The organism is Marinospirillum alkaliphilum DSM 21637 (assembly GCF_900119735.1).
GTDB lineage: Bacteria > Pseudomonadota > Gammaproteobacteria > Pseudomonadales > Halomonadaceae > Marinospirillum > Marinospirillum alkaliphilum.
Window position 1 is genome coordinate 36,936 of record NZ_FPJW01000006.1, and the last position, 17,580, is coordinate 54,515.

General features: G+C 54.6%; 17 protein-coding genes. 15 read left to right on the plus strand and 2 right to left on the minus strand.

Annotated elements, in window-relative coordinates; all coding sequences use genetic code 11:
• Window positions 1-79: 79 nt before the first annotated feature.
• The 5 genes from BT114_RS09000 (at window position 80) to BT114_RS09020 (ending at window position 5,263) form a co-directional block, all read left to right on the plus strand.
• The gene (locus BT114_RS09000; protein ID WP_072326102.1) at window positions 80-1,285 is read left to right on the plus strand and encodes a thiamine pyrophosphate-dependent dehydrogenase E1 component subunit alpha; all 1,206 of its coding nucleotides are present in this window, start codon (window positions 80-82) and stop codon (window positions 1,283-1,285) included.
• On the plus strand, window positions 1,282-2,259 hold the full coding sequence (locus BT114_RS09005) for an alpha-ketoacid dehydrogenase subunit beta (protein ID WP_072326104.1): 978 nt from the start codon (window positions 1,282-1,284) through the stop codon (window positions 2,257-2,259). Before BT114_RS09000 ends, BT114_RS09005 begins: the two co-directional genes overlap by 4 nt.
• A 10-nt stretch (window positions 2,260-2,269) precedes the next feature.
• On the plus strand, window positions 2,270-3,508 hold the full coding sequence (locus BT114_RS09010) for a 2-oxo acid dehydrogenase subunit E2 (RefSeq protein ID WP_072326106.1): 1,239 nt from the start codon (window positions 2,270-2,272) through the stop codon (window positions 3,506-3,508).
• A 209-nt stretch (window positions 3,509-3,717) separates the two neighbouring features.
• Window positions 3,718-4,539, plus strand: coding sequence for a glutaminyl-peptide cyclotransferase (locus BT114_RS09015; protein ID WP_072326108.1), 822 nt, complete (start codon window positions 3,718-3,720; stop codon window positions 4,537-4,539).
• A 25-nt stretch (window positions 4,540-4,564) separates the two neighbouring features.
• Window positions 4,565-5,263, plus strand: a complete 699-nt coding sequence (locus tag BT114_RS09020; protein ID WP_072326110.1) for an aspartate/glutamate racemase family protein — start codon at window positions 4,565-4,567, stop codon at window positions 5,261-5,263.
• A gap of 46 nt (window positions 5,264-5,309) precedes the next feature.
• Here BT114_RS09020 and BT114_RS09025 read toward each other — a convergent pair whose 3' ends face one another.
• A complete protein-coding gene (locus BT114_RS09025; protein ID WP_072326112.1) occupies window positions 5,310-6,284 on the minus strand; it encodes an NAD(P)H-binding protein in 975 nt (324 codons plus the stop codon).
• A 91-nt stretch (window positions 6,285-6,375) separates the two neighbouring features.
• On the opposite strand from BT114_RS09025, the gene BT114_RS09030 reads away from it, so the two are divergent.
• From BT114_RS09030 to BT114_RS09050, 5 genes are all read left to right on the plus strand, one after another.
• A complete protein-coding gene (locus tag BT114_RS09030; RefSeq protein ID WP_072326113.1) occupies window positions 6,376-7,269 on the plus strand; it encodes a LysR family transcriptional regulator in 894 nt (297 codons plus the stop codon).
• Between the two features lie 58 nt (window positions 7,270-7,327).
• Window positions 7,328-8,185, plus strand: coding sequence for a class A beta-lactamase (bla, locus tag BT114_RS09035; RefSeq protein ID WP_245770427.1), 858 nt, complete (start codon window positions 7,328-7,330; stop codon window positions 8,183-8,185).
• An 85-nt stretch (window positions 8,186-8,270) separates the two neighbouring features.
• Complete coding sequence (acnA, locus tag BT114_RS09040; RefSeq protein ID WP_072326117.1) at window positions 8,271-10,988, plus strand: aconitate hydratase AcnA; 2,718 nt, start codon at window positions 8,271-8,273, stop codon at window positions 10,986-10,988.
• A 47-nt stretch (window positions 10,989-11,035) separates the two neighbouring features.
• A complete protein-coding gene (locus BT114_RS09045) occupies window positions 11,036-11,695 on the plus strand; it encodes a DsbA family oxidoreductase (protein ID WP_072326119.1) in 660 nt (219 codons plus the stop codon).
• Entirely contained in the window at window positions 11,692-12,192 is a 501-nt protein-coding gene (locus BT114_RS09050; protein ID WP_072326121.1) for a HugZ family pyridoxamine 5'-phosphate oxidase, read from the plus strand. The genes BT114_RS09045 and BT114_RS09050 overlap by 4 nt, the downstream gene beginning before the upstream one ends.
• An 18-nt stretch (window positions 12,193-12,210) precedes the next feature.
• On the opposite strand, the gene BT114_RS09055 is transcribed toward BT114_RS09050, so the two are convergent.
• Window positions 12,211-13,395, minus strand: a complete 1,185-nt coding sequence (locus tag BT114_RS09055) for a sugar transporter (protein ID WP_072326123.1) — start codon at window positions 13,393-13,395, stop codon at window positions 12,211-12,213.
• A gap of 102 nt (window positions 13,396-13,497) precedes the next feature.
• Here BT114_RS09055 and BT114_RS09060 point away from each other — a divergent pair, with 102 nt between their 5' ends.
• The 5 genes from BT114_RS09060 (at window position 13,498) to rlmD (ending at window position 17,568) form a co-directional block, all read left to right on the plus strand.
• Window positions 13,498-14,247, plus strand: a complete 750-nt coding sequence (locus BT114_RS09060; protein WP_072326124.1) for a class I SAM-dependent methyltransferase — start codon at window positions 13,498-13,500, stop codon at window positions 14,245-14,247.
• Window positions 14,248-14,260: 13 nt separating this feature from the next.
• On the plus strand, window positions 14,261-14,572 hold the full coding sequence (locus BT114_RS09065; protein WP_072326126.1) for a 4a-hydroxytetrahydrobiopterin dehydratase: 312 nt from the start codon (window positions 14,261-14,263) through the stop codon (window positions 14,570-14,572).
• A 129-nt stretch (window positions 14,573-14,701) separates the two neighbouring features.
• Window positions 14,702-14,983 carry a hypothetical protein gene (locus BT114_RS09070; protein WP_072326128.1) on the plus strand — a complete coding sequence of 94 codons (282 nt, stop codon included), beginning with the start codon at window positions 14,702-14,704 and terminating at the stop codon, window positions 14,981-14,983.
• A 39-nt stretch (window positions 14,984-15,022) separates the two neighbouring features.
• Window positions 15,023-16,030: a serine hydrolase domain-containing protein gene (locus tag BT114_RS09075; protein WP_072326130.1), complete on the plus strand. Its 1,008-nt coding sequence runs from the start codon at window positions 15,023-15,025 to the stop codon at window positions 16,028-16,030.
• Window positions 16,031-16,110: 80 nt separating this feature from the next.
• A complete protein-coding gene (gene rlmD, locus BT114_RS09080) occupies window positions 16,111-17,568 on the plus strand; it encodes a 23S rRNA (uracil(1939)-C(5))-methyltransferase RlmD (protein WP_084662090.1) in 1,458 nt (485 codons plus the stop codon).
• The last annotated feature ends 12 nt before the right edge of the window (window positions 17,569-17,580 follow it).

Below are 17,580 nucleotides of genomic sequence, written 5' to 3' on the forward strand. Positions count from 1 at the left end.
CCCGTAAACATCCCGGCTGACACAATCGGCCAGGGACAAGTGGCAATAACAACTATAAGTAACTCAGAAGGTACTAGCCATGAGCGACCTGCGTAATCTGGACGTGGAGCTGGTTCATCAGCCTGCGTTTCTGGATCCCGTGACTTCGGTGATTCCCACCTTCCGTCTGCTGCAACAGGACGGCACGCTTTACCCCGGTGCCCAGGCACCTGACATGAGTCAGGAACTGGCACTCAAAATCCACGATACCTTTCTGTTCATCCGTGCCCTGGACGAACGCATGCTGGCTTCCCAGCGGCAGGGGCGGATCAGCTTTTACATGACCCAGACCGGTGAAGAGGCCTCGGATACCTGCAGTGCTGCGGCACTGGATGCCGGGGATGTGATTTTTGCCCAGTATCGTGAACAGGGCGCACTGGCTTTTCGTGGTTTCAGTGTGGATCAGTTCATGAACCAGATCTTTTCCAATCACAAGGATCTCGGTAAAGGGCGTCAGATGCCGATTCATTACGGCTCCCGTGAATTGAATTACGTCACCATCTCCTCACCGCTGGGCACCCAGATTCCTCAGGCCACAGGTTATGCCTTTGGCTTCAGACAGTCGCAGCAGAAGCAGTGTGTGATTTGTTATTTCGGTGAGGGTGCAGCCTCGGAAGGTGATTTTCATGCCGGCCTGAACATGGCCGGTGTGCTGAAAGTGCCGGTGATCTTTTTCTGCCGCAACAATGGTTATGCCATTTCCACACCGGTGCATGAGCAACTGGCCGGTGATGGTGTGGCCGGGCGCGGTCCCGGTTATGGCCTGAAAACCCTGCGGGTGGATGGCAATGATGCACTGGCGGTTTATGAAGCCACTCGCCTGGCACGTCAGATGGCGGTGGAAGAACACCAGCCGGTGTTGATTGAATCCATGACCTATCGCCTGGGCGCTCATTCCAGCTCGGATGACCCCAGTGGTTACCGCAGCCGCAAGGAAGAAGACCAATGGCGTGATAAAGACCCGGTGGCGCGTTTCCGCAACTGGCTGATCAAGCAAGGCTGGTGGACTGATGCGCAGGATCAGGCGCGACAGGCTGAACATCGCAAGGCGGTGGCGGATGCCATGAAACGGGCAGAAAAACTCGACAGCCCGCCGTTGGAAGACCTGTTCAGTGATGTGTATGACCTGCTGCCCTGGCACCTGCAACAGCAGCAGCAGCAGGCCAGAGAACACATCCTGCGGCATCCGCAGGCTTATCCGGCCACTGCGCCGCGCCTGAAAGCCGCTGGGGAGGGCAAAGCATGAGCCAGATGAATCTGCTGCAAGCCATCAATTCAGCGCTGGATACGGCCATGAAGCAGGATGAGCGGGTGTTGTGTTTTGGTGAGGACGTGGGAGCATTCGGGGGCGTATTCCGTGCGACCAGTCATCTGCAGGAAAAATACGGTAAACACCGCTGTTTTAATACACCGCTGACGGAACAGGGCATCATCGGTTTTGCCAATGGTCTGGCGACCCAGGGGCAGGTGCCGGTGGCCGAGATCCAGTTTGCGGATTACATCTTCCCGGCTTTTGACCAGATCGTGAACGAAACGGCCAAATACCGGTATCGCTCCGGCAATGAATTTAATGTGGGTAGCCTCACCATTCGTACGCCCTACGGTGGCGGCATTCATGGCGGTTTGTATCACTCCCAGTCACCGGAAGCCTATTTCACCCATACCCCCGGCCTGAAAGTGGTGGTGCCTCGTAATCCTGAGCAGGCCAAGGGACTGCTGCTGGCATCCATCCGTGATGACAACCCGGTGTTGTTTTTTGAGCCGAAAAAACTCTATCGCGCGGCTGTGGGTGAGGTACCGGATGAAGACTACACCCTGCCGCTGGGGCAGGCCGAAGTGCTGCGTGAAGGCACCGATGTGACTCTGGTGGCCTGGGGGGCACAGGTGCAGGCCATCGAAAAGGCCGCTGAGCTGGCGGCAGAGGCGGGTATTTCCTGCGAGGTGATTGACCTGCGCACGCTGCTGCCCTGGGATCATGACACCCTGGCAACTTCACTGAAAAAAACCGGGCGACTGATCATCAATCACGAAGCCCCGCGCACCAGTGGTTTTGGTGCCGAATTGGCAGCCAGTCTGCAGGAAAGCTGTTTCCTGTACCTGGAATCTCCCATCCTGCGGGTCACCGGCTGGGATACCCCCTTCCCGCTGGCGCTGGAGAAGGAATACTTCCCCAACGAATTACGTACCCTGGATGCCATCAAGGCCAGTGTCGGTTACTGAGGAGATTGCCATGAAAATTGACTTTATCCTGCCCGACATCGGGGAAGGCATTGTGGAATGTGAGCTGGTCGAATGGCACATTCAGGAAGGTGAAGCGGTCGCAGAAGACCAGCCTGTGGCGGATGTGATGACCGACAAGGCGCTGGTGGAAATCACCGCCATGCACACTGGCACCATCACCCGGCACTATTGGAACAAGGGTGATGTGGCCAAGGTCGGCAAACCCTTGTTCCAGATCGAAGTCAGTGCTGAAGAAGCCGCCAGACACCCGGAAGTCACTCAGGTGGCTGAGGATGCCGCACCGGCAGCAGCAACCGAAGCAGTGACTGCGCCGACCTGCTCTGATCAACCCCGGACTCGCCCCGGCAAGGCACTGGCCAGCCCGGCCGTGCGGCGCATGGCGCGTGAGCTGGAACTGGACCTGAGCCAGGTGCAGGGCAGTGGCAGGGATGGCCGGGTGTTAAAAGAAGATCTGCTGGCACTGCAAGGGGATGAATCCCGCCCCGCAGTTGCATCAGACGATTCGGTCAGCAGGCCTGCAGCGGTGAATCGCACTGTATCCATCAAGGGCGTGCAGGCGGCGATGGCCCGGCAGATGCAGGATGCCTATTCCAGCATTCCGCATTTCACCTATGCCGAAGAGCTGGATGTCACCGAGCTGGAAGCCCTGCGTTTGCAATTGCGGCCGGAATTCGAGAAGGACGGGCTGCGTCTGAGCCTGATGCCTTTCATGATGAAAGCCATTGCGCTGGCCGTGCAGCAATACCCACTGCTGAACAGTCGCGTGAATGCAGAATGCACCGAAATCACTTATCTGGCAGATGTGAACATCGGCATGGCTGCGGATACCCCGATGGGCTTGCTGGTGCCCAATGTCAAACAGGTGCAGCACAAGTCACTGAAAGAGCTGGCAGCGGAAATCAACCGCCTCACCGATGCCGCCCGTCAGGGCAAACTGCCACCGGACAGCATGAAAGGTGGCAGCATCAGCATTTCCAACATCGGTGTGATCGGTGGCACCGTGGCGACTCCCATCATCAACAAACCGGAAGTGGCGATTGTGGCGCTGGGACGCATCCAGCAGCTACCACGCTTTAACAGCAAGGGAGAGGTGGAAGCCCGCCAGATCCTGAACGTCAGCTGGTCCGGTGACCACCGGGTGATTGATGGAGCCACCATGGCCCGCTTCTGCAACCTCTGGAAAAGCTACCTCGAACAACCCGCCAGAATGCTGGTGGATTTGAGGTGATTAACGGGGGTTAGAGGAGAACCTGAAAACTATCAGGGTGTGGCTGAGCAACTCAGCACACCCTGTCTGGCACTAAATCTAATCAGGTGCAGACTGCCCTGAACTCCCTTGCAAGTCCATTTGTGATAGGATCAATCAGATTCTGGTGCAAAACGCCCCTGTACACGCCCTTGTCATTATTGAGACGTCATCAGTGATCTTGAATCATCATGCATCGATCTGAAACCGGCTGGATCTGGCGTCTTTTTCTTCTCTTGCTTCTTGGCCTTTCCCTGCTGGCCTGCCGCCAGCCCGATGCTGATACTTATCAAGCCCCTGATACCACGCCTGTTGCCAGTTACCGGGTCATACAACACTATCCTCATGATGCTGAAGCCTTCACCCAGGGTTTGTTGTTTCATCAGGGTTACCTTTATGAAAGCACCGGCTTGTATGGTCAGTCCACGCTGCGCCGGGTGAAGCTGAAAACGGGTGAGGTGAAGCAGTCGGTACCCCTGGATGCAGCCTTGTTCGGTGAAGGGCTGGCGCTGTGGCAGGATCGTCTGATTCAGCTCACCTGGTTGGCCGGTGTGGCACTGGTTTATGACCTGCACAGTCTGGCATTGCTGGATGCTTTCCGTTACGAGGGCCAGGGCTGGGGGTTAACACATGATGATCAATGGCTGATTCTCAGTGATGGCACGGCAACCCTGCGTTTTCTGAACCCGGAAACCTTCGAGGAAATCCGCCGTGTGCAAGTGCTGGATGGTGGTGTTCCAGTCACTCAGCTGAATGAGCTGGAATACGTGAATGGTGAAATCCTTGCCAATGTCTGGCATACCGATCAAATCGCCCGGATTGATCCGCAATCCGGTCAGGTGCTCGGTTGGATTGATCTCACCGGCCTGCTGCCGGAACACCTCAAGCCGGAAGACCGTGAAGGGGTGTTGAATGGCATCGCCTGGGATGCAGAAAGCCAGCGACTGTTTGTTACCGGTAAGTTATGGCCAAAAATCTTTGAAATTGAATTACAGTCAACGGATAAAAAGTGACTTGTTGATCAAAAGGAGCTTCAGGATGAAAACAATTGGTCTGCTCGGTGGTATGAGCTGGGAAAGCACCCGGGATTATTACACCTCCATCAACCAGGGCGTCAAAGAACGCCTTGGAGGTCTGCATTCGGCTCAACTGGTGCTCTACAGTGTTGATTTTGATCCCATTGAAAAACTGCAGCATCAGGGTGACTGGGCTGGCACAGCGGCGATTCTTTGTCAGGCAGCGCGTAATATTGAAGCGGCAGGTGCTGATTTTCTGTTGATTTGTACCAACACCATGCACAAGGTCGCACCGGAAATAGAGGCAGCAATTCAGATTCCATTGGTGCATCTGGCCGATGCCACTGCTGAAAGCCTGCTGGCATCTGGTATCAAGAAGGTCGGTTTACTGGGTACAGCATTCACCATGGAGCAGGATTTTTACAAAGGTCGCCTGCAGCAGAAGTTTGGCCTGGATGTACTGGTTCCTGATGCTGATGACCGAGCATTGGTGCATCAGGTGATTTATCAGGAGCTGTGTCTGGGACAGCTTCACGAAACATCCCGTAAAGAGTATCTGCGCATCATCAGTCAGTTGGCACAGCAGGGTGCGGAGGCGGTGATTCTGGGGTGTACAGAAATTGCCATGCTGGTTCATCAGAAGGATACTGATGTTCCCCTGTTTGATACAACAGCCATTCATGCAAGAAAGGCTGTAGCGCTGGCGCTGGATGTTGTTTGAAATCGATCTTTCCATCATGACGCAAAGCTTTTAAGGGCGTTACTGATCAGGGGTCAGTCAGGCATCCCAGGCTTTTCAGGGTTTTTTCCAGCGCCTGATCCAGCGGGGTGTGAGGCTCCTGTCCAAGCAATGAAATCAATCTTGTGTTATCCAGCTGCAGTGTCTGTTGCCAGAGATAACGCATTTCCAGAAGTTCAGCAAAGGTTTCGTTGAAGGGTGAGGCCAGTTGCACCAGCCACCAGGGAAAGCGCCAGACCTTCGGAACTTTACCCCTGTGTGCCGTAACAACCCGCTGCAAGGCTGCAACCATCTGTCGGCCATCCTCATCCCAATGCCCTCGGAAGTGAAAGTGGCTGAAGCCAGGCAGTTGTTCACGTCGCTCCAGCAGTTTGATCAGGGTTGCTGCCACGTCTGGCAGGTAAGCCCATTGGTGGCCTGCCCCGGGGGTATTGGGATCAACAATGAAACGGGTCGCTTTCCCCGGCTGGATCATGCCTTGAGCCAGCCAGTTGTTGGCCGCACCTGGACCAAAAAAATCTCCGCTACGCAACAGAATCACCTGTCCACCCTGATCTGCGTGATTCTGCAGGCGCTGCTCCAGTTCAACCCGAATTCTGCCTTTACGGGTCAAAGGTTGCTGAGGTGCATCTTCTGTGATCAGAGGAAAAACATCCGGTCCATAGTTGTAGACAGTACCCGGCATGAGAATGCAGGCATGGTGGTTGCGAGCGGCAGTCAAGGTGCTTTCCAGCATCGGCAGCACCAGACCACTCCAGTTACGGTAACCGGGTGGGTTCACCGCATGCAGCAAGACACTGCAGCCGGCAGCTGCCACATCGGTGTCAGCCGGGTTCATGGCGTCACCCCTGATCCAGGTGATGCCGTCCTGCTGTACCTCCTGATGTTTCAAATCGCGCTTCATGGCTTTGACCTGCCAGCCTGCATCACGCAGCTGACGTGTTGTTTCACCACCTATGCCACCAGTGGCACCCAGTACCAGAATGGAAGGTTGTTGATTCATGTTTTTGCTCCTGTGTGATCAGTTGGGAGCTTACAGGCATTTATTGATAAACAATATTGACTTGATTTGTATATTGGCCATACATTTATGAATGACTAAAAATCTTGACTGGCAACTCTATCGTTCTTTTCTGGTTGTGATGCAGCAGGGCTCCCTGTCAGCTGCAGCGCGATGGCTGGGTATTGCCCAACCTACAGTGGGAAGGCATATTGCTGCTCTGGAGCAGGCACTGGGTGTGAAGCTTTTCACCCGATCCACCGATGGCCTCTTGCCAACTCGCCTGGCACTGGATTTGCTGCCCCATGCCGAGCAAATGGCCAATATGGCCGCTGTACTGGAGCGCATGGCGAGCCAGCAGTTTGAGCGTGTCAGTGGCAGGGTGCGCATTACTGCCAGTGAAGTCATGGCAGTGGAAGTACTGCCTGCGATCCTGGCATCCATGCATCAGCAATACCCTGGTTTGAAGCTGGAGATTCTGCCATCAAACCAGGCTCAGGATTTGTTGCATCGTGAAGCTGATCTGGCGGTGCGAATGTTTCGTCCAGGTCAGCAACAGCTGGTCATCAGGCGGGTCGGGGTGATTGAGCTGGGGTTGTATGCCAACCGGAATTACCTGCAGCGCCAGGGGCGACCATCAACAACGGCAGATCTTGCACAGCATGCCCTGATTGGCTTTGATCAGCCGAATGAATTTATTCGGCAGGCATTAAAAAAGCTTCCTTTCAGCTTTGAGCGGAGTGAATTTGCTTTCAGTACGGACAGTGATCTGACGCAACTGGCCCTGCTGCGAAGCGGCGCTGGAATTGGTTTTTGTCAGGTGCCTCTGGCGGTGGCCGATGAGCGACTGGATCGTCTGTTTCCTGATCACTTTTCGCTGGGTATGGATACCTATGTGACTTTTCATGAGGATCTGCGCGACAATACTGTCTGCAAACTCGTGGCTGATGCCCTGGTCGATGGTCTGAAGCAATACCTGCAGGCCTGAGGCTTTTCCTGAGTGTTGAAGGAGTTCTCTTGTGAAGCAGAGTCGTGGAGTGATTTTTTTGAGCGGCCTTCTCTATGCGTATGTGCTGTTCGTTTCGGTTCCGGTCCTTGCACAGGGTGATGCACTGGTGACTGAGCTTCAGCGCATCGAAAGCGACCTGAAGGCGCGTATTGGTTTTTCTGCACATGACCTGGAGACAGGTTTACGCTGGGAGCACCATGCGGATCAGCGTTTTGCCATGTCCAGTACATTCAAAACCCTGGCGTGTGCAGCACTGCTCCAGCAGGTTGATGAGAATGAAGTGCAGATTGAAAGAAAAATCAGTTTTTCAGAAGCTGACCTGGTTACCTATTCACCGGTTACTGAACAACATGCCGGCCAACGGGAAATGTCGCTGTTTGAGTTATGTGAAGCGACGATGACAACCAGTGATAACACGGCAGCAAATCTCATTTTACAGGCCATTGGTGGACCCGAGGCGGTGACTGAATTTGTCAGGGGCATCGGTGATGATGTTACACGGCTGGATCGCTGGGAGACAGAATTGAACCAGGCAACTCCTGACGATGAGCGGGACACCACAACACCCAATGCCATGGTTGCCAACCTTGAAGCATTGCTGTTGGGGAATGTCTTGTCACCGAGCTCCAGAGGTCAACTGCGAGAGTGGCTGGTTGGAAATAAAGTGGCTGATGGCTTATTCAGATCAAGCATGCCTGCCGACTGGGTTATCGCTGATCGAACCGGGGCGGGCGGTTTCGGATCAAGGTCAATTACAGCAGTCATCTGGCCCCCCGAGCGTTTGCCTGTAGTTGTTGCATTCTACATTACCGAAACAACGGCTTCTTTTGACGATAGAAATGCAGCCATTGCCGCGCTGGGACGTGTCATCAAAGACATGCTTGAAGCAAAGTAACGCCTGGAAACCGGCTGCAAGTCATGAAGTACAGATGCTCCGCTATACTGATACGGTCGGCCAACTTTGCAACAAGGGAGGCAATATGTCATCAGTTTACGCAAAACCCGCCACGCTGCAGCATCAGGGGCGCTCATACCAGTATTACCCATTTAATGCCTTGGCTGAAAAATTCAGTCTGGAACGCCTGCCTTACAGTTTAAAAATCCTGCTGGAAAACATGCTTCGCCATGCTGATCAGGACTTTGTCAGTGACAAGGACATCGAAGCCTTGGTGAACTGGCAGCCAGAAGCGGAGCCAGACAAGGAAATTGCCTTTGTGCCTGCGCGTGTATTGTTGCAAGACTTTACCGGGGTTCCGGTGATTGTGGATCTTGCTGTCATGCGTGATGCCATGCAACAGCTTGGTAAACCGGCGGACAAGATTAACCCGCTGACTCCAGTGGAACTGGTGATTGACCACTCGGTGATGGTGGATGAATACGGTGCGGCCGATTCCTTCAGCAAAAATACCGACATGGAGATGCAGCGCAACAAGGAGCGTTATCAGTTCCTGCGCTGGGGTCAGCAGGCCTTTGATAACTTCAAGGTAGTGCCACCAGGCACCGGCATCGTTCATCAGGTCAATCTGGAATACCTGGCTCGGGTGACCTTCGAACGTGACGGTGTGCTGTATCCTGATACGCTGGTGGGTACGGATTCCCATACCACCATGATCAATGGTCTCGGTATTCTCGGCTGGGGAGTCGGTGGTATCGAAGCTGAAGCAGCCATGTTGGGCCAGCCCATCAGCATGCTGATTCCACAGGTAGTCGGTGTGAAACTCAGTGGCTCAATGCCTGAGGGAATCACCGCGACGGATCTGGTGCTGACCGTTACCGAACAACTGCGCAAGCTGGGTGTGGTGGGCAAGTTTGTGGAGTTCTTCGGCCCGAGCCTGAGTCAGCTCAGTCTGGCTGACCGTGCCACCATCGCCAATATGGCACCGGAATACGGCGCCACCTGCGGTATTTTCCCGGTTGATGCAGAAACCTTGAATTATATGCGTCTGACAGGCCGCAGCGATGCACAGGTCGAGCTGGTACGCTGCTATATGCAAAAGATGGGTTTGTGGCACGATGACAACACCCCCGAGGCTGACTATTCCGACCTGCTGGAGCTGGATTTGTCAGCACTGGTGCCTTCCATCGCTGGGCCAAAACGCCCGCAGGACCGCATCAGTTTGACCGATAGCAAAGCCGAGTTTGTCAAACTTGTCACTGAACATCAGGAAGCACAGCAGCAACTGATTGCCCGGTTTGAGGGTGAGGGTGGCAGTACCGCCATAGGTCATGACGATGTTGGCGAGATGGATAAGGTCGAGGTGAGTTATCGGGGTGAAACCTTCTCCCTGACCCATGGAGATGTAGTCATTGCGGCTATCACCAGTTGCACCAATACTTCCAACCCAGCGGTGCTGATGGCTGCTGGTCTACTGGCACAAAATGCCCGTAAACTGGGACTGAAAACCAAACCCTGGGTGAAGACCAGCCTGGCTCCCGGTTCACAGGTTGTTACTGGTTATCTCAAGCAGGCTGGCCTGATGGCGGACCTTGAAGCACTGGGCTTTTATCTGGTGGGTTATGGTTGTACCACCTGTATCGGTAATGCGGGCCCGTTGCCCGAACCCATCAGTGCCGCAATCAAACAGGCCAACCTGCTGGTTTCTTCGGTACTGTCCGGAAATCGCAACTTTGAAGGGCGCATTCATCAGGATGTACGCACCAACTATCTGGCCTCACCACCCCTAGTGGTTGCCTATGCTCTGGCTGGCAGCATGAATATCGATTTATACAAGGATCCGCTGGGACAGGATACCCAGGGCAAGGATGTGTACCTTAAAGACATCTGGCCCAGCAGCAAAGCCATCCAGCAGAGTATTCACGCCCATGTACATGCCAGGGACTTTACCGAGCGTTATGCTGATGTGTTCAAAGGTGATGCCAATTGGCGCAACCTGGATGTAGACGACTCAGACCGTTACCAATGGCCGGATTCCAGTTATGTTCGCAAACCGCCTTTTTTTGACGGGCTTAAGGCCGAACCTGACAAGTTATCCGAGATAAAAGATGCCCGCTGCCTGGTCAAGGTAGGTGACAGTATTACCACCGACCATATTTCGCCAGCAGGGGCGATCAAACCCGACAGCCCGGCGGGTGAGTACCTGCAACAGCAGGGAGTGGCGCCGAAAGACTTTAATTCCTATGGCTCCAGGCGTGGTAATCATGAGGTGATGATGCGTGGCACCTTTGCCAATGTCAGACTGAAAAACCTGCTGGCACCGGGAACCGAAGGTAGCGCCACCCATTACTTCCCGGATGACAAGCCCATGTCGATCTACGCAGCGGCGATGAAGTACAGGGCGCAGGGCACGCCCCTGATTGTACTGGCGGGTAGGGAGTATGGTACTGGTTCCTCCAGGGACTGGGCCGCCAAAGGTCCGGCCTTGCTGGGTGTAAAACTGGTGATTGCACAAAGCTATGAGCGCATTCACCGCTCCAATCTGGTGGGCATGGGCATTCTGCCGCTGGAGTTTGTTGATGGGCAAAGTGCCGATTCCTTAGGTCTTGATGGCCGTGAATATTTCTCTGTGCCTGCTGTGGGGCAGGACACCCGGCGAGTGACGGTCACAGCCAGAAGACACAGCGGCGAAATATTGAGTTTTGAGGCTCGGGTACGTATCGATACACCCAATGAGTTCCAGTACTATCAGCACGGCGGCATACTGCACTTTGTACTGCGCAAGCTGGCTCGGCAGGCGTAAGGTTGTGAGGAGTCTGAAGCAGCATTGTTCCAATCACGAGAATCCATATGCAAACTGTAAAAATCGACATTGTTTCTGATATTGCCTGCCCTTGGTGTGCCATAGGTTATGCACGGCTGGAGCAAGCCATGCAACAACTGAAGGATGAAATGAGCTTTGATGTGCAATGGCACGCCTTTGAGTTGAATCCTGATCCGAACGGGGATGGTGAACCCATCCTGCAGGCATTAAGTCGCAAGTACGGTCGCAGTGCCGAAGAGATGGAACAGATCCAGAGCCAGATGCAGGCCATTGCCCAAAGCTTGGGACTAAATTTCTCAGCACTGCAGCAGCGCCATACTCGTAATACTTTTGATGGGCATCGGTTGGTGAAATGGGCAGCTGAACAGGGTAAACAAACTGCCATGAAAAAAGCGCTGTTTGAGGCCTATTTCGGCGAAGATGCCATCATCACCGACCCCAACGTACTGGTACGCCTGGTAGAGAGCATCGGGCTGGATGGTGAGGCCGCACGGCAGTTACTGGTATCGGATCAATACGTGCAGATGGTGCGTGATGATGAAGCCCACTGGCAACAGGCAGGCATCTCTTCTGTACCGGCTTTTATCATCAATGATCGTTACCTGATCTCCGGTGCGCAGGAGCCAGCAACACTGATTCAGGCATTCCAAGATATCTGTGATGCAGGTCAGGTGCAGCCATCATGAAGGCTGAATCCGTGGATCTGAATGCCGCGGCAGCGGATTTTTCTGTTTTTGTGGCATCGTTTAATAGCGTGATTCTGTCCACTGTTAATGCCGATGGCCTGCCGGAAGCCAGTTATGCCCCCTGCATCCAGCAGGATGGATGTTTTTATGTCTACGTCTCGGAGCTGGCCAGCCATACCCGCAACCTGCTGGATCGCCCACAGGCCAGCCTGCTGTTTATCGAACCTGAAACAGAAGCCCGTAACCTCTTTGCCCGCAAACGCGCCACGCTGGAGATCAGTGCTCGCAACATCGAGCGGGAGTCTCAGCAGTGGCTGGTTGTGTTGTCAGCGATGGAAACAAAACTGGGCAATACCGTGAGTGTGATCCGGGGGTTAAAAGACTTTCATCTGCTGGAACTCAAACCTCGCAAAGCCACCTTTGTGACCGGCTTTGGTAAAGCCTTTGAACTGCATGGTGCGCAGTTAAAGGAAATCAGCCACATCAGCCGCAGGTAATTCGCTGTAGCTATAACATCAAGCTTGGGTGTGTTTGCGTAGGTGTGCAAAGCAGAAGAACACCAGCCAAGCCAGTGCTGCCAGTCCGATTAAGCCACCAATATAGCCAGTTTGATCCAACCCACGGCTGAGAATTATTTGGCTGCCGACCAGTGCACCGCCGCCAATACCAACGTTATAAATACCCGAAAAAATGGCTGTTGCCACATCGGTAGCATCGGCGGCCAGCTCCAGTACCAACACCTGTGCGGCCAGTGTCATTAATGTAATGCCCATACCCCAGCAGGCGGCGATCAGCATCAGATGAGTGCTGGTGGTGGTTAATGGCACCAGTACCAGCATCGACAATACAATCAGGCCGACCGCCAGCAACAGCACTCCTGCCTTTAGATGCCGGTAAAGACGACTGAACAACAGCGCCGCTGTAAAACCGGCCAGCCCATACACCAGCAACACCAGTGTGGTCAGGCTGCCACTGAACCCCAGCACCTGCTGCACCAGAGGTTCGATGTAGGAATAAACCGTAAAATGAGCAGTAACAATCAACAGTACCAGCCCATACAATCCGATTAATGCCGGTCGTCTTAACAACAGCGGCAAGCTGCGGATGGAACCGGCATTACGGCTCGGCAGGGTGGGCATTACCCGCAAAATCACCAGCAATACCAAAGCTGCACAACCACCAATCAGCAAAAACGTGATGCGCCAGTTAAACCATTCACTCACCAGCCGACCCACCGGCAAACCCAGAATACTCGCCAGTGTGGCACCGGTAATCAACAGACTTACGGCCTGAGTCTTTTTGCCCTCCGGCGCAATTCGCATGGCAATTGCCGCTGTAATCGCCCAGAACACCGCATGAGCCAGTGCAATGCCAATACGGGACACCATCAACACGGCAAAACTCCAGGCCACAGCCGACAACAGATGACTGACAATAAACAAAGCAAACACCACAATCAGCAAGCGCCGCCGCTCAACATCACTCAGCAGAATAATGGCCGGTAAAGATGTCAGCGCCACCACCCAGGCGTAATAGGTCATCATCAGCCCGGTTTCGGCGATGTGCATGTCAAAAGAATCAGCAATACCGGACAACAACCCGATGGGCGCAAACTCCGAGGTGTTGAACACAAAAGCAGAAAAGGCAAGGCTGACCACAGCAAGCCAGGCTTGACGGTCGGAAGGTTGCTCGGTTTGCATGAAAGAAAAGATCCGGAAGGCCAGCAGGTCAGGGAGGGCATTTTATGCCTGTTGCCATCCGGAAGCGAATGAAAACAGCCAGAATGACAGTGGACCTGAACCATGAGTGACGAACAGCAGGACATGCAGGTGTTTTTTAATGTTTTTGATGCCATGCAACGCCAGGGGCCGGGCAGTGACTCCACAATTCATCGGGTGCTGCAACAGGTGAAGCGTATTCATCTGCCACAGCGCATTGTGGATATGGGTTGTGGCAAGGGTCATGCAACCTGCCTGCTGGCGCGTGAAACCCAGGCTGAAGTGCTGGCGCTGGATTTGCATCAGCCTTTTATCAAAAGCCTGCAACAGCGAGCCGCAGCTGAAGGCCTGAGCCAGCTTGCCGCTCGGGTTGGCAGTATGGACCAGCCAGAGTTGCTTCCCGGTGTTTTTGATCTGATCTGGTCCGAAGGCAGTGCCTACAACATTGGTTTTGAACGGGCACTGGCGATCTGGCGGCCTTTGCTGAGTGAAAACGGGCTGGTGTATATCAGTGATATGGTGCAACTGACGGATGAGCTGGCAGCCGAGGCCCGCATTTATCTGGAGCAGGAAGGTGTTGAGTTTCAACATGTGGATGATCGCATCCGGCAGGCTCAGGCGCTGGGTTACCAGGTGCTGGAGCACTTTATCTTGCCACAGCAGGACTGGCTGGATTTTTATGGCGATATGGAACAGCAGATCAAACGGCTGGAACCGGTCGTTGGTAAGGATCATCCGGTGCTGATCTCGCTGAAACAGGAAATTGACATCTACCGTCGTTTTGGACACCAGTTTGGTTATGCTTGTTTGCTGATGCAGAAAACCAGAGACTGAACAGGAGTTTGCCATGAGCCGAACACCACTGGCCAGCCAGCGAGAATTGCAGGACTTTCTGCACCAGTACCCACAATGGTTTGTTCAGGATGGGCGCCTGCACCGGGAATACCAGTTTTCCGGCTTTGTGCAGGCCTTTGGGTTCATGACCCGGGCGGCACTGCTGGCCGAAGCCATGAATCACCACCCGGACTGGAGCAATAGCTACAACCGCGTGAGGATCGACCTGATTACCCATGCATCCGGCGGTATCACCCGGCTGGATATGGAACTGGCAGGGAAGATGGAAGCGCTTGCCGTGTGTGGCAGTGGCGTTGACTGTTGAATTCTGAGTTCACTCAGCAGGCCCGAGTGAAAACCGGATGAAAGACTTGCAGTGGCGGCTTGCCTGTGTTCCATTCTGAGCTTTCATCGTGGTTGGTTTGCCTGGGCTAATGGATAAAGGTTGTTGATAATGAAGCAGATGTTAATCAAGATTTTCTGGCCGATTCTGAGTTTTTTTGAAACGGAAGAAGAACCGAGCAATTACAAGGAATCACACCGACTGTTCCTGAACGTGGTGGGGGTGTTGTTTCTGTTCCTGTCGATGGTATCCGCCTGGGCGGGTTACACCAGCGGTGAAGTGGGTTCGTTGATTCCGATACTGGTCTTTTTCTCGGTTGGTTTTGTGGCCTTGGTGTTGGGTACTCTGGGCTCCAATGGTGCGGTTGCAAAGATCTGGGGTTTCAAGAAATAACAGGCTTTTCTGCTGTTTATCATCAACAGGATGTGATGTGTGAATACCGATGCTGCTGTTTTGCTGATGCAGGATTTTCTGGCTCACTCTCCACGCAGTGGGCTTGATGTGCAGTTGGTGCTGCGAGATCAGCACTGGCGCTGGCGTTCCGGCACAGCGGAACAGGTGGCATCCCCGGTGTTTGAAATCGGTTCGGTGGGTAAAACGCTGACCACCAGCTTGCTGGCGCTGCTGGTTCAGCGTGGGCAGCTTGCCCTGACTGATCCGGTCAGCCGGTTTTATCCGAATTTGCCCTGGGGGCATCGGGTTACACTTGAGCAATTGGCCAGCCACACTTCCGGGCTTCCGACAAATCCTTTCAGCCGCTGGCAATTGATGCGCCGTGGGCGTCAACTGGCTGAGGCCTTTAAAGCTGAGGATCTGCTGGCTTTCCTGCAGCAGTTGCCTGCGAGATTGCAACCAGGCACTAAAGCCCATTACTCCAATGTTGGCATGGCGTTGCTGGGCAGGATTCTGGGTGAGGTGTCGGGTGGCTCCTACGCTGATGCTGTACAACAACTGATCCTGCAACCGCTGGGCATGCAAGATACCCATCTGGAACCTTCATATTATGATGCTTCCCGCTTGATGCAGGGCCATGATACTGCCGGCCGACCGGTGCCACCTTTTGTCTGGCGAGGCATGGAGGCAGCCGGTGTGTGGCGTTCAACAACGGATGACATGATGCGTTTTCTGCGAGCACAACTGGGTGAGCAAGGTGCACCCTGGGATGCGCTGGCGCGCATGACGACTCAACCGCGTGCACGGTTCAGTCGGGATACTCAGGTCGGGCTGGGATGGATGTTGAGCCCGGTCAAACCTGAAGGAATCGCGGCCTGGCATGGTGGCGGCACCTTCGGGCAACACAGCATGGTCGCCTGGTCACTGGAGCTTTCTGCTGCGGTTGTGGTGCTGACAAATCGCATGCCGCCCTGGTGGCACCATCTGTTACCCAGTCGCCAGTTGGAGTTATTACCTCAGCGGCTGATCACTGTGCTAGACCAGTAGTTGCCTCCACTTTGTTTGTTGTTGCTCCGGGCTGATGCTTCCCCTAGTATGCGACTCCTGTTTTCAGCCAGTGAAGTGCCATGAGCCGTTTGTTCACCAAACCCCGTAAAAATGCAGCCGCCAAGGCTGAAAATAAATCCCCGTCTCGCCGGGAGAAGGGCTCGCATCCGTTGGTTGCGGGTGTGGCCACAGGTATGGCTGCCGATGATGCAGATGGACTGTCGGATACCGCTCCGGATTCTCTTGAACAACATTTGCAGATTCTGCGCCTGAGTCATGAGGGGCGTGGCGTGGCACGTAATGCCGCAGGCAAGACGGTGTTTGTGGAAGGTGCCCTGCCCGGTGAACGGGTGACCTGCAAGGTGCGTTTCACGCGCAGCCGTTATGACGAAGCGGTGGTGGATCAGGTGCTGGCACCCTCACCACAACGGATAAAACCGGTGTGCCCGCACTATGAGGCTTGTGGTGGTTGTAACCTGCAGCATCTGGATATGTCCGGTCAGTTGGCGTTTAAGCAGGCACTGGTGGCCGAGCTGCTGGATTACCCGCAGCAGCAAATGCAGGCGGCCATCACGGCGGATGCCCTGGGTTATCGACGCAAGGCGCGATTGGGTGTGAAGTGGCGCAAGGATGGCCGTTTGCTGTTGGGTTTTCGGGAAAAAAGTTCTGCTTTCATCACTGATATCCAGGGCTGCCCGGTGTTGTTGCCGCAGTTGCAGCCCTTGTTGCCTGCCCTGCATGAGCTGTTGCCACAACTGGAAGGTAAAAAGCAGCTGGGTCACATTGAGCTGATCCAGGGTGAAAACCAGCCTGGGGTGCTGGTGCGCCTGTTGCGAGTGGTGCAGCGAATGAGCCATCGGGATCAGCAGCTCTGGCGTGCCTGGGCGCAGCAGCAGGGTGTGCAGTTGATCTGGCAGGATGAGCAGGGATTGCATGCTGCCACCGAGGCAAATGCCGCTGAGCCGCCTTTGTTCAGTTATGCTCTGATCGGGCAGCAGTTGCAGTTCAGTGCCGCTGATTTTGTGCAGGTGAATCCTACGGTGAATCAGCAGATGGTGGCCCAGGCGCTGGATTGGCTGGCTTTGCAGGGCCATGAGCGGGTGCTGGAGTTGTTCTGTGGTTTTGGCAACTTCACCCTGCCGCTGGCACAACAGGCTGCGGAGGTGCTGGGTGTGGAGGGGCTTGAATCCCAGGTGCAGCGTGCTCGCCTGAATGCTGCTCACAATCACTGTGACAATGTGCGTTTTGCCACAGCCGATCTGAGCCTACCCTTGCAACAGCAGCCCTGGAATCAGGGCTCGGCGCACTGGGATGTGATTCTGCTGGACCCGCCGCGTGCCGGTGCGGAAGGCATCTGTGAACAACTGGGCATGCTGGGTGCCAGTCGCATTCTGTATGTATCCTGCAATCCGGCCACCCTGGCGCGGGACAAGGCCAGTCTGGAGCGGCAGGGGTATCAACTGAAACGGCTGGGCATGATGGATATGTTCCCACAGACCGCACACGTGGAAAGCATGGCGCTTTTTGTTCGCCACTGATCCGCTGGCCTG

Bases quoted from the DNA above. Each gene is read 5' to 3' on its own strand.
- BT114_RS09060 (WP_072326124.1), top strand. From the start codon at position 13,498: ATGAGTGACGAACAGCAGGACATGCAGGTGTTTTTTAATGTTTTTGAT.
- rlmD (WP_084662090.1), top strand. From the start codon at position 16,111: ATGAGCCGTTTGTTCACCAAACCCCGTAAAAATGCAGCCGCCAAGGCT.
- BT114_RS09010 (WP_072326106.1), top strand. From the start codon at position 2,270: ATGAAAATTGACTTTATCCTGCCCGACATCGGGGAAGGCATTGTGGAA.
- BT114_RS09055 (WP_072326123.1), bottom strand. From the start codon at position 13,395: ATGCAAACCGAGCAACCTTCCGACCGTCAAGCCTGGCTTGCTGTGGTC.
- BT114_RS09000 (WP_072326102.1), top strand. From the start codon at position 80: ATGAGCGACCTGCGTAATCTGGACGTGGAGCTGGTTCATCAGCCTGCG.
- BT114_RS09050 (WP_072326121.1), top strand. From the start codon at position 11,692: ATGAAGGCTGAATCCGTGGATCTGAATGCCGCGGCAGCGGATTTTTCT.
- BT114_RS09030 (WP_072326113.1), top strand. From the start codon at position 6,376: ATGACTAAAAATCTTGACTGGCAACTCTATCGTTCTTTTCTGGTTGTG.
- BT114_RS09045 (WP_072326119.1), top strand. From the start codon at position 11,036: ATGCAAACTGTAAAAATCGACATTGTTTCTGATATTGCCTGCCCTTGG.
- BT114_RS09015 (WP_072326108.1), top strand. From the start codon at position 3,718: ATGCATCGATCTGAAACCGGCTGGATCTGGCGTCTTTTTCTTCTCTTG.
- BT114_RS09025 (WP_072326112.1), bottom strand. From the start codon at position 6,284: ATGAATCAACAACCTTCCATTCTGGTACTGGGTGCCACTGGTGGCATA.
- BT114_RS09070 (WP_072326128.1), top strand. From the start codon at position 14,702: ATGAAGCAGATGTTAATCAAGATTTTCTGGCCGATTCTGAGTTTTTTT.
- BT114_RS09020 (WP_072326110.1), top strand. From the start codon at position 4,565: ATGAAAACAATTGGTCTGCTCGGTGGTATGAGCTGGGAAAGCACCCGG.
- BT114_RS09065 (WP_072326126.1), top strand. From the start codon at position 14,261: ATGAGCCGAACACCACTGGCCAGCCAGCGAGAATTGCAGGACTTTCTG.
- BT114_RS09005 (WP_072326104.1), top strand. From the start codon at position 1,282: ATGAGCCAGATGAATCTGCTGCAAGCCATCAATTCAGCGCTGGATACG.
- acnA (WP_072326117.1), top strand. From the start codon at position 8,271: ATGTCATCAGTTTACGCAAAACCCGCCACGCTGCAGCATCAGGGGCGC.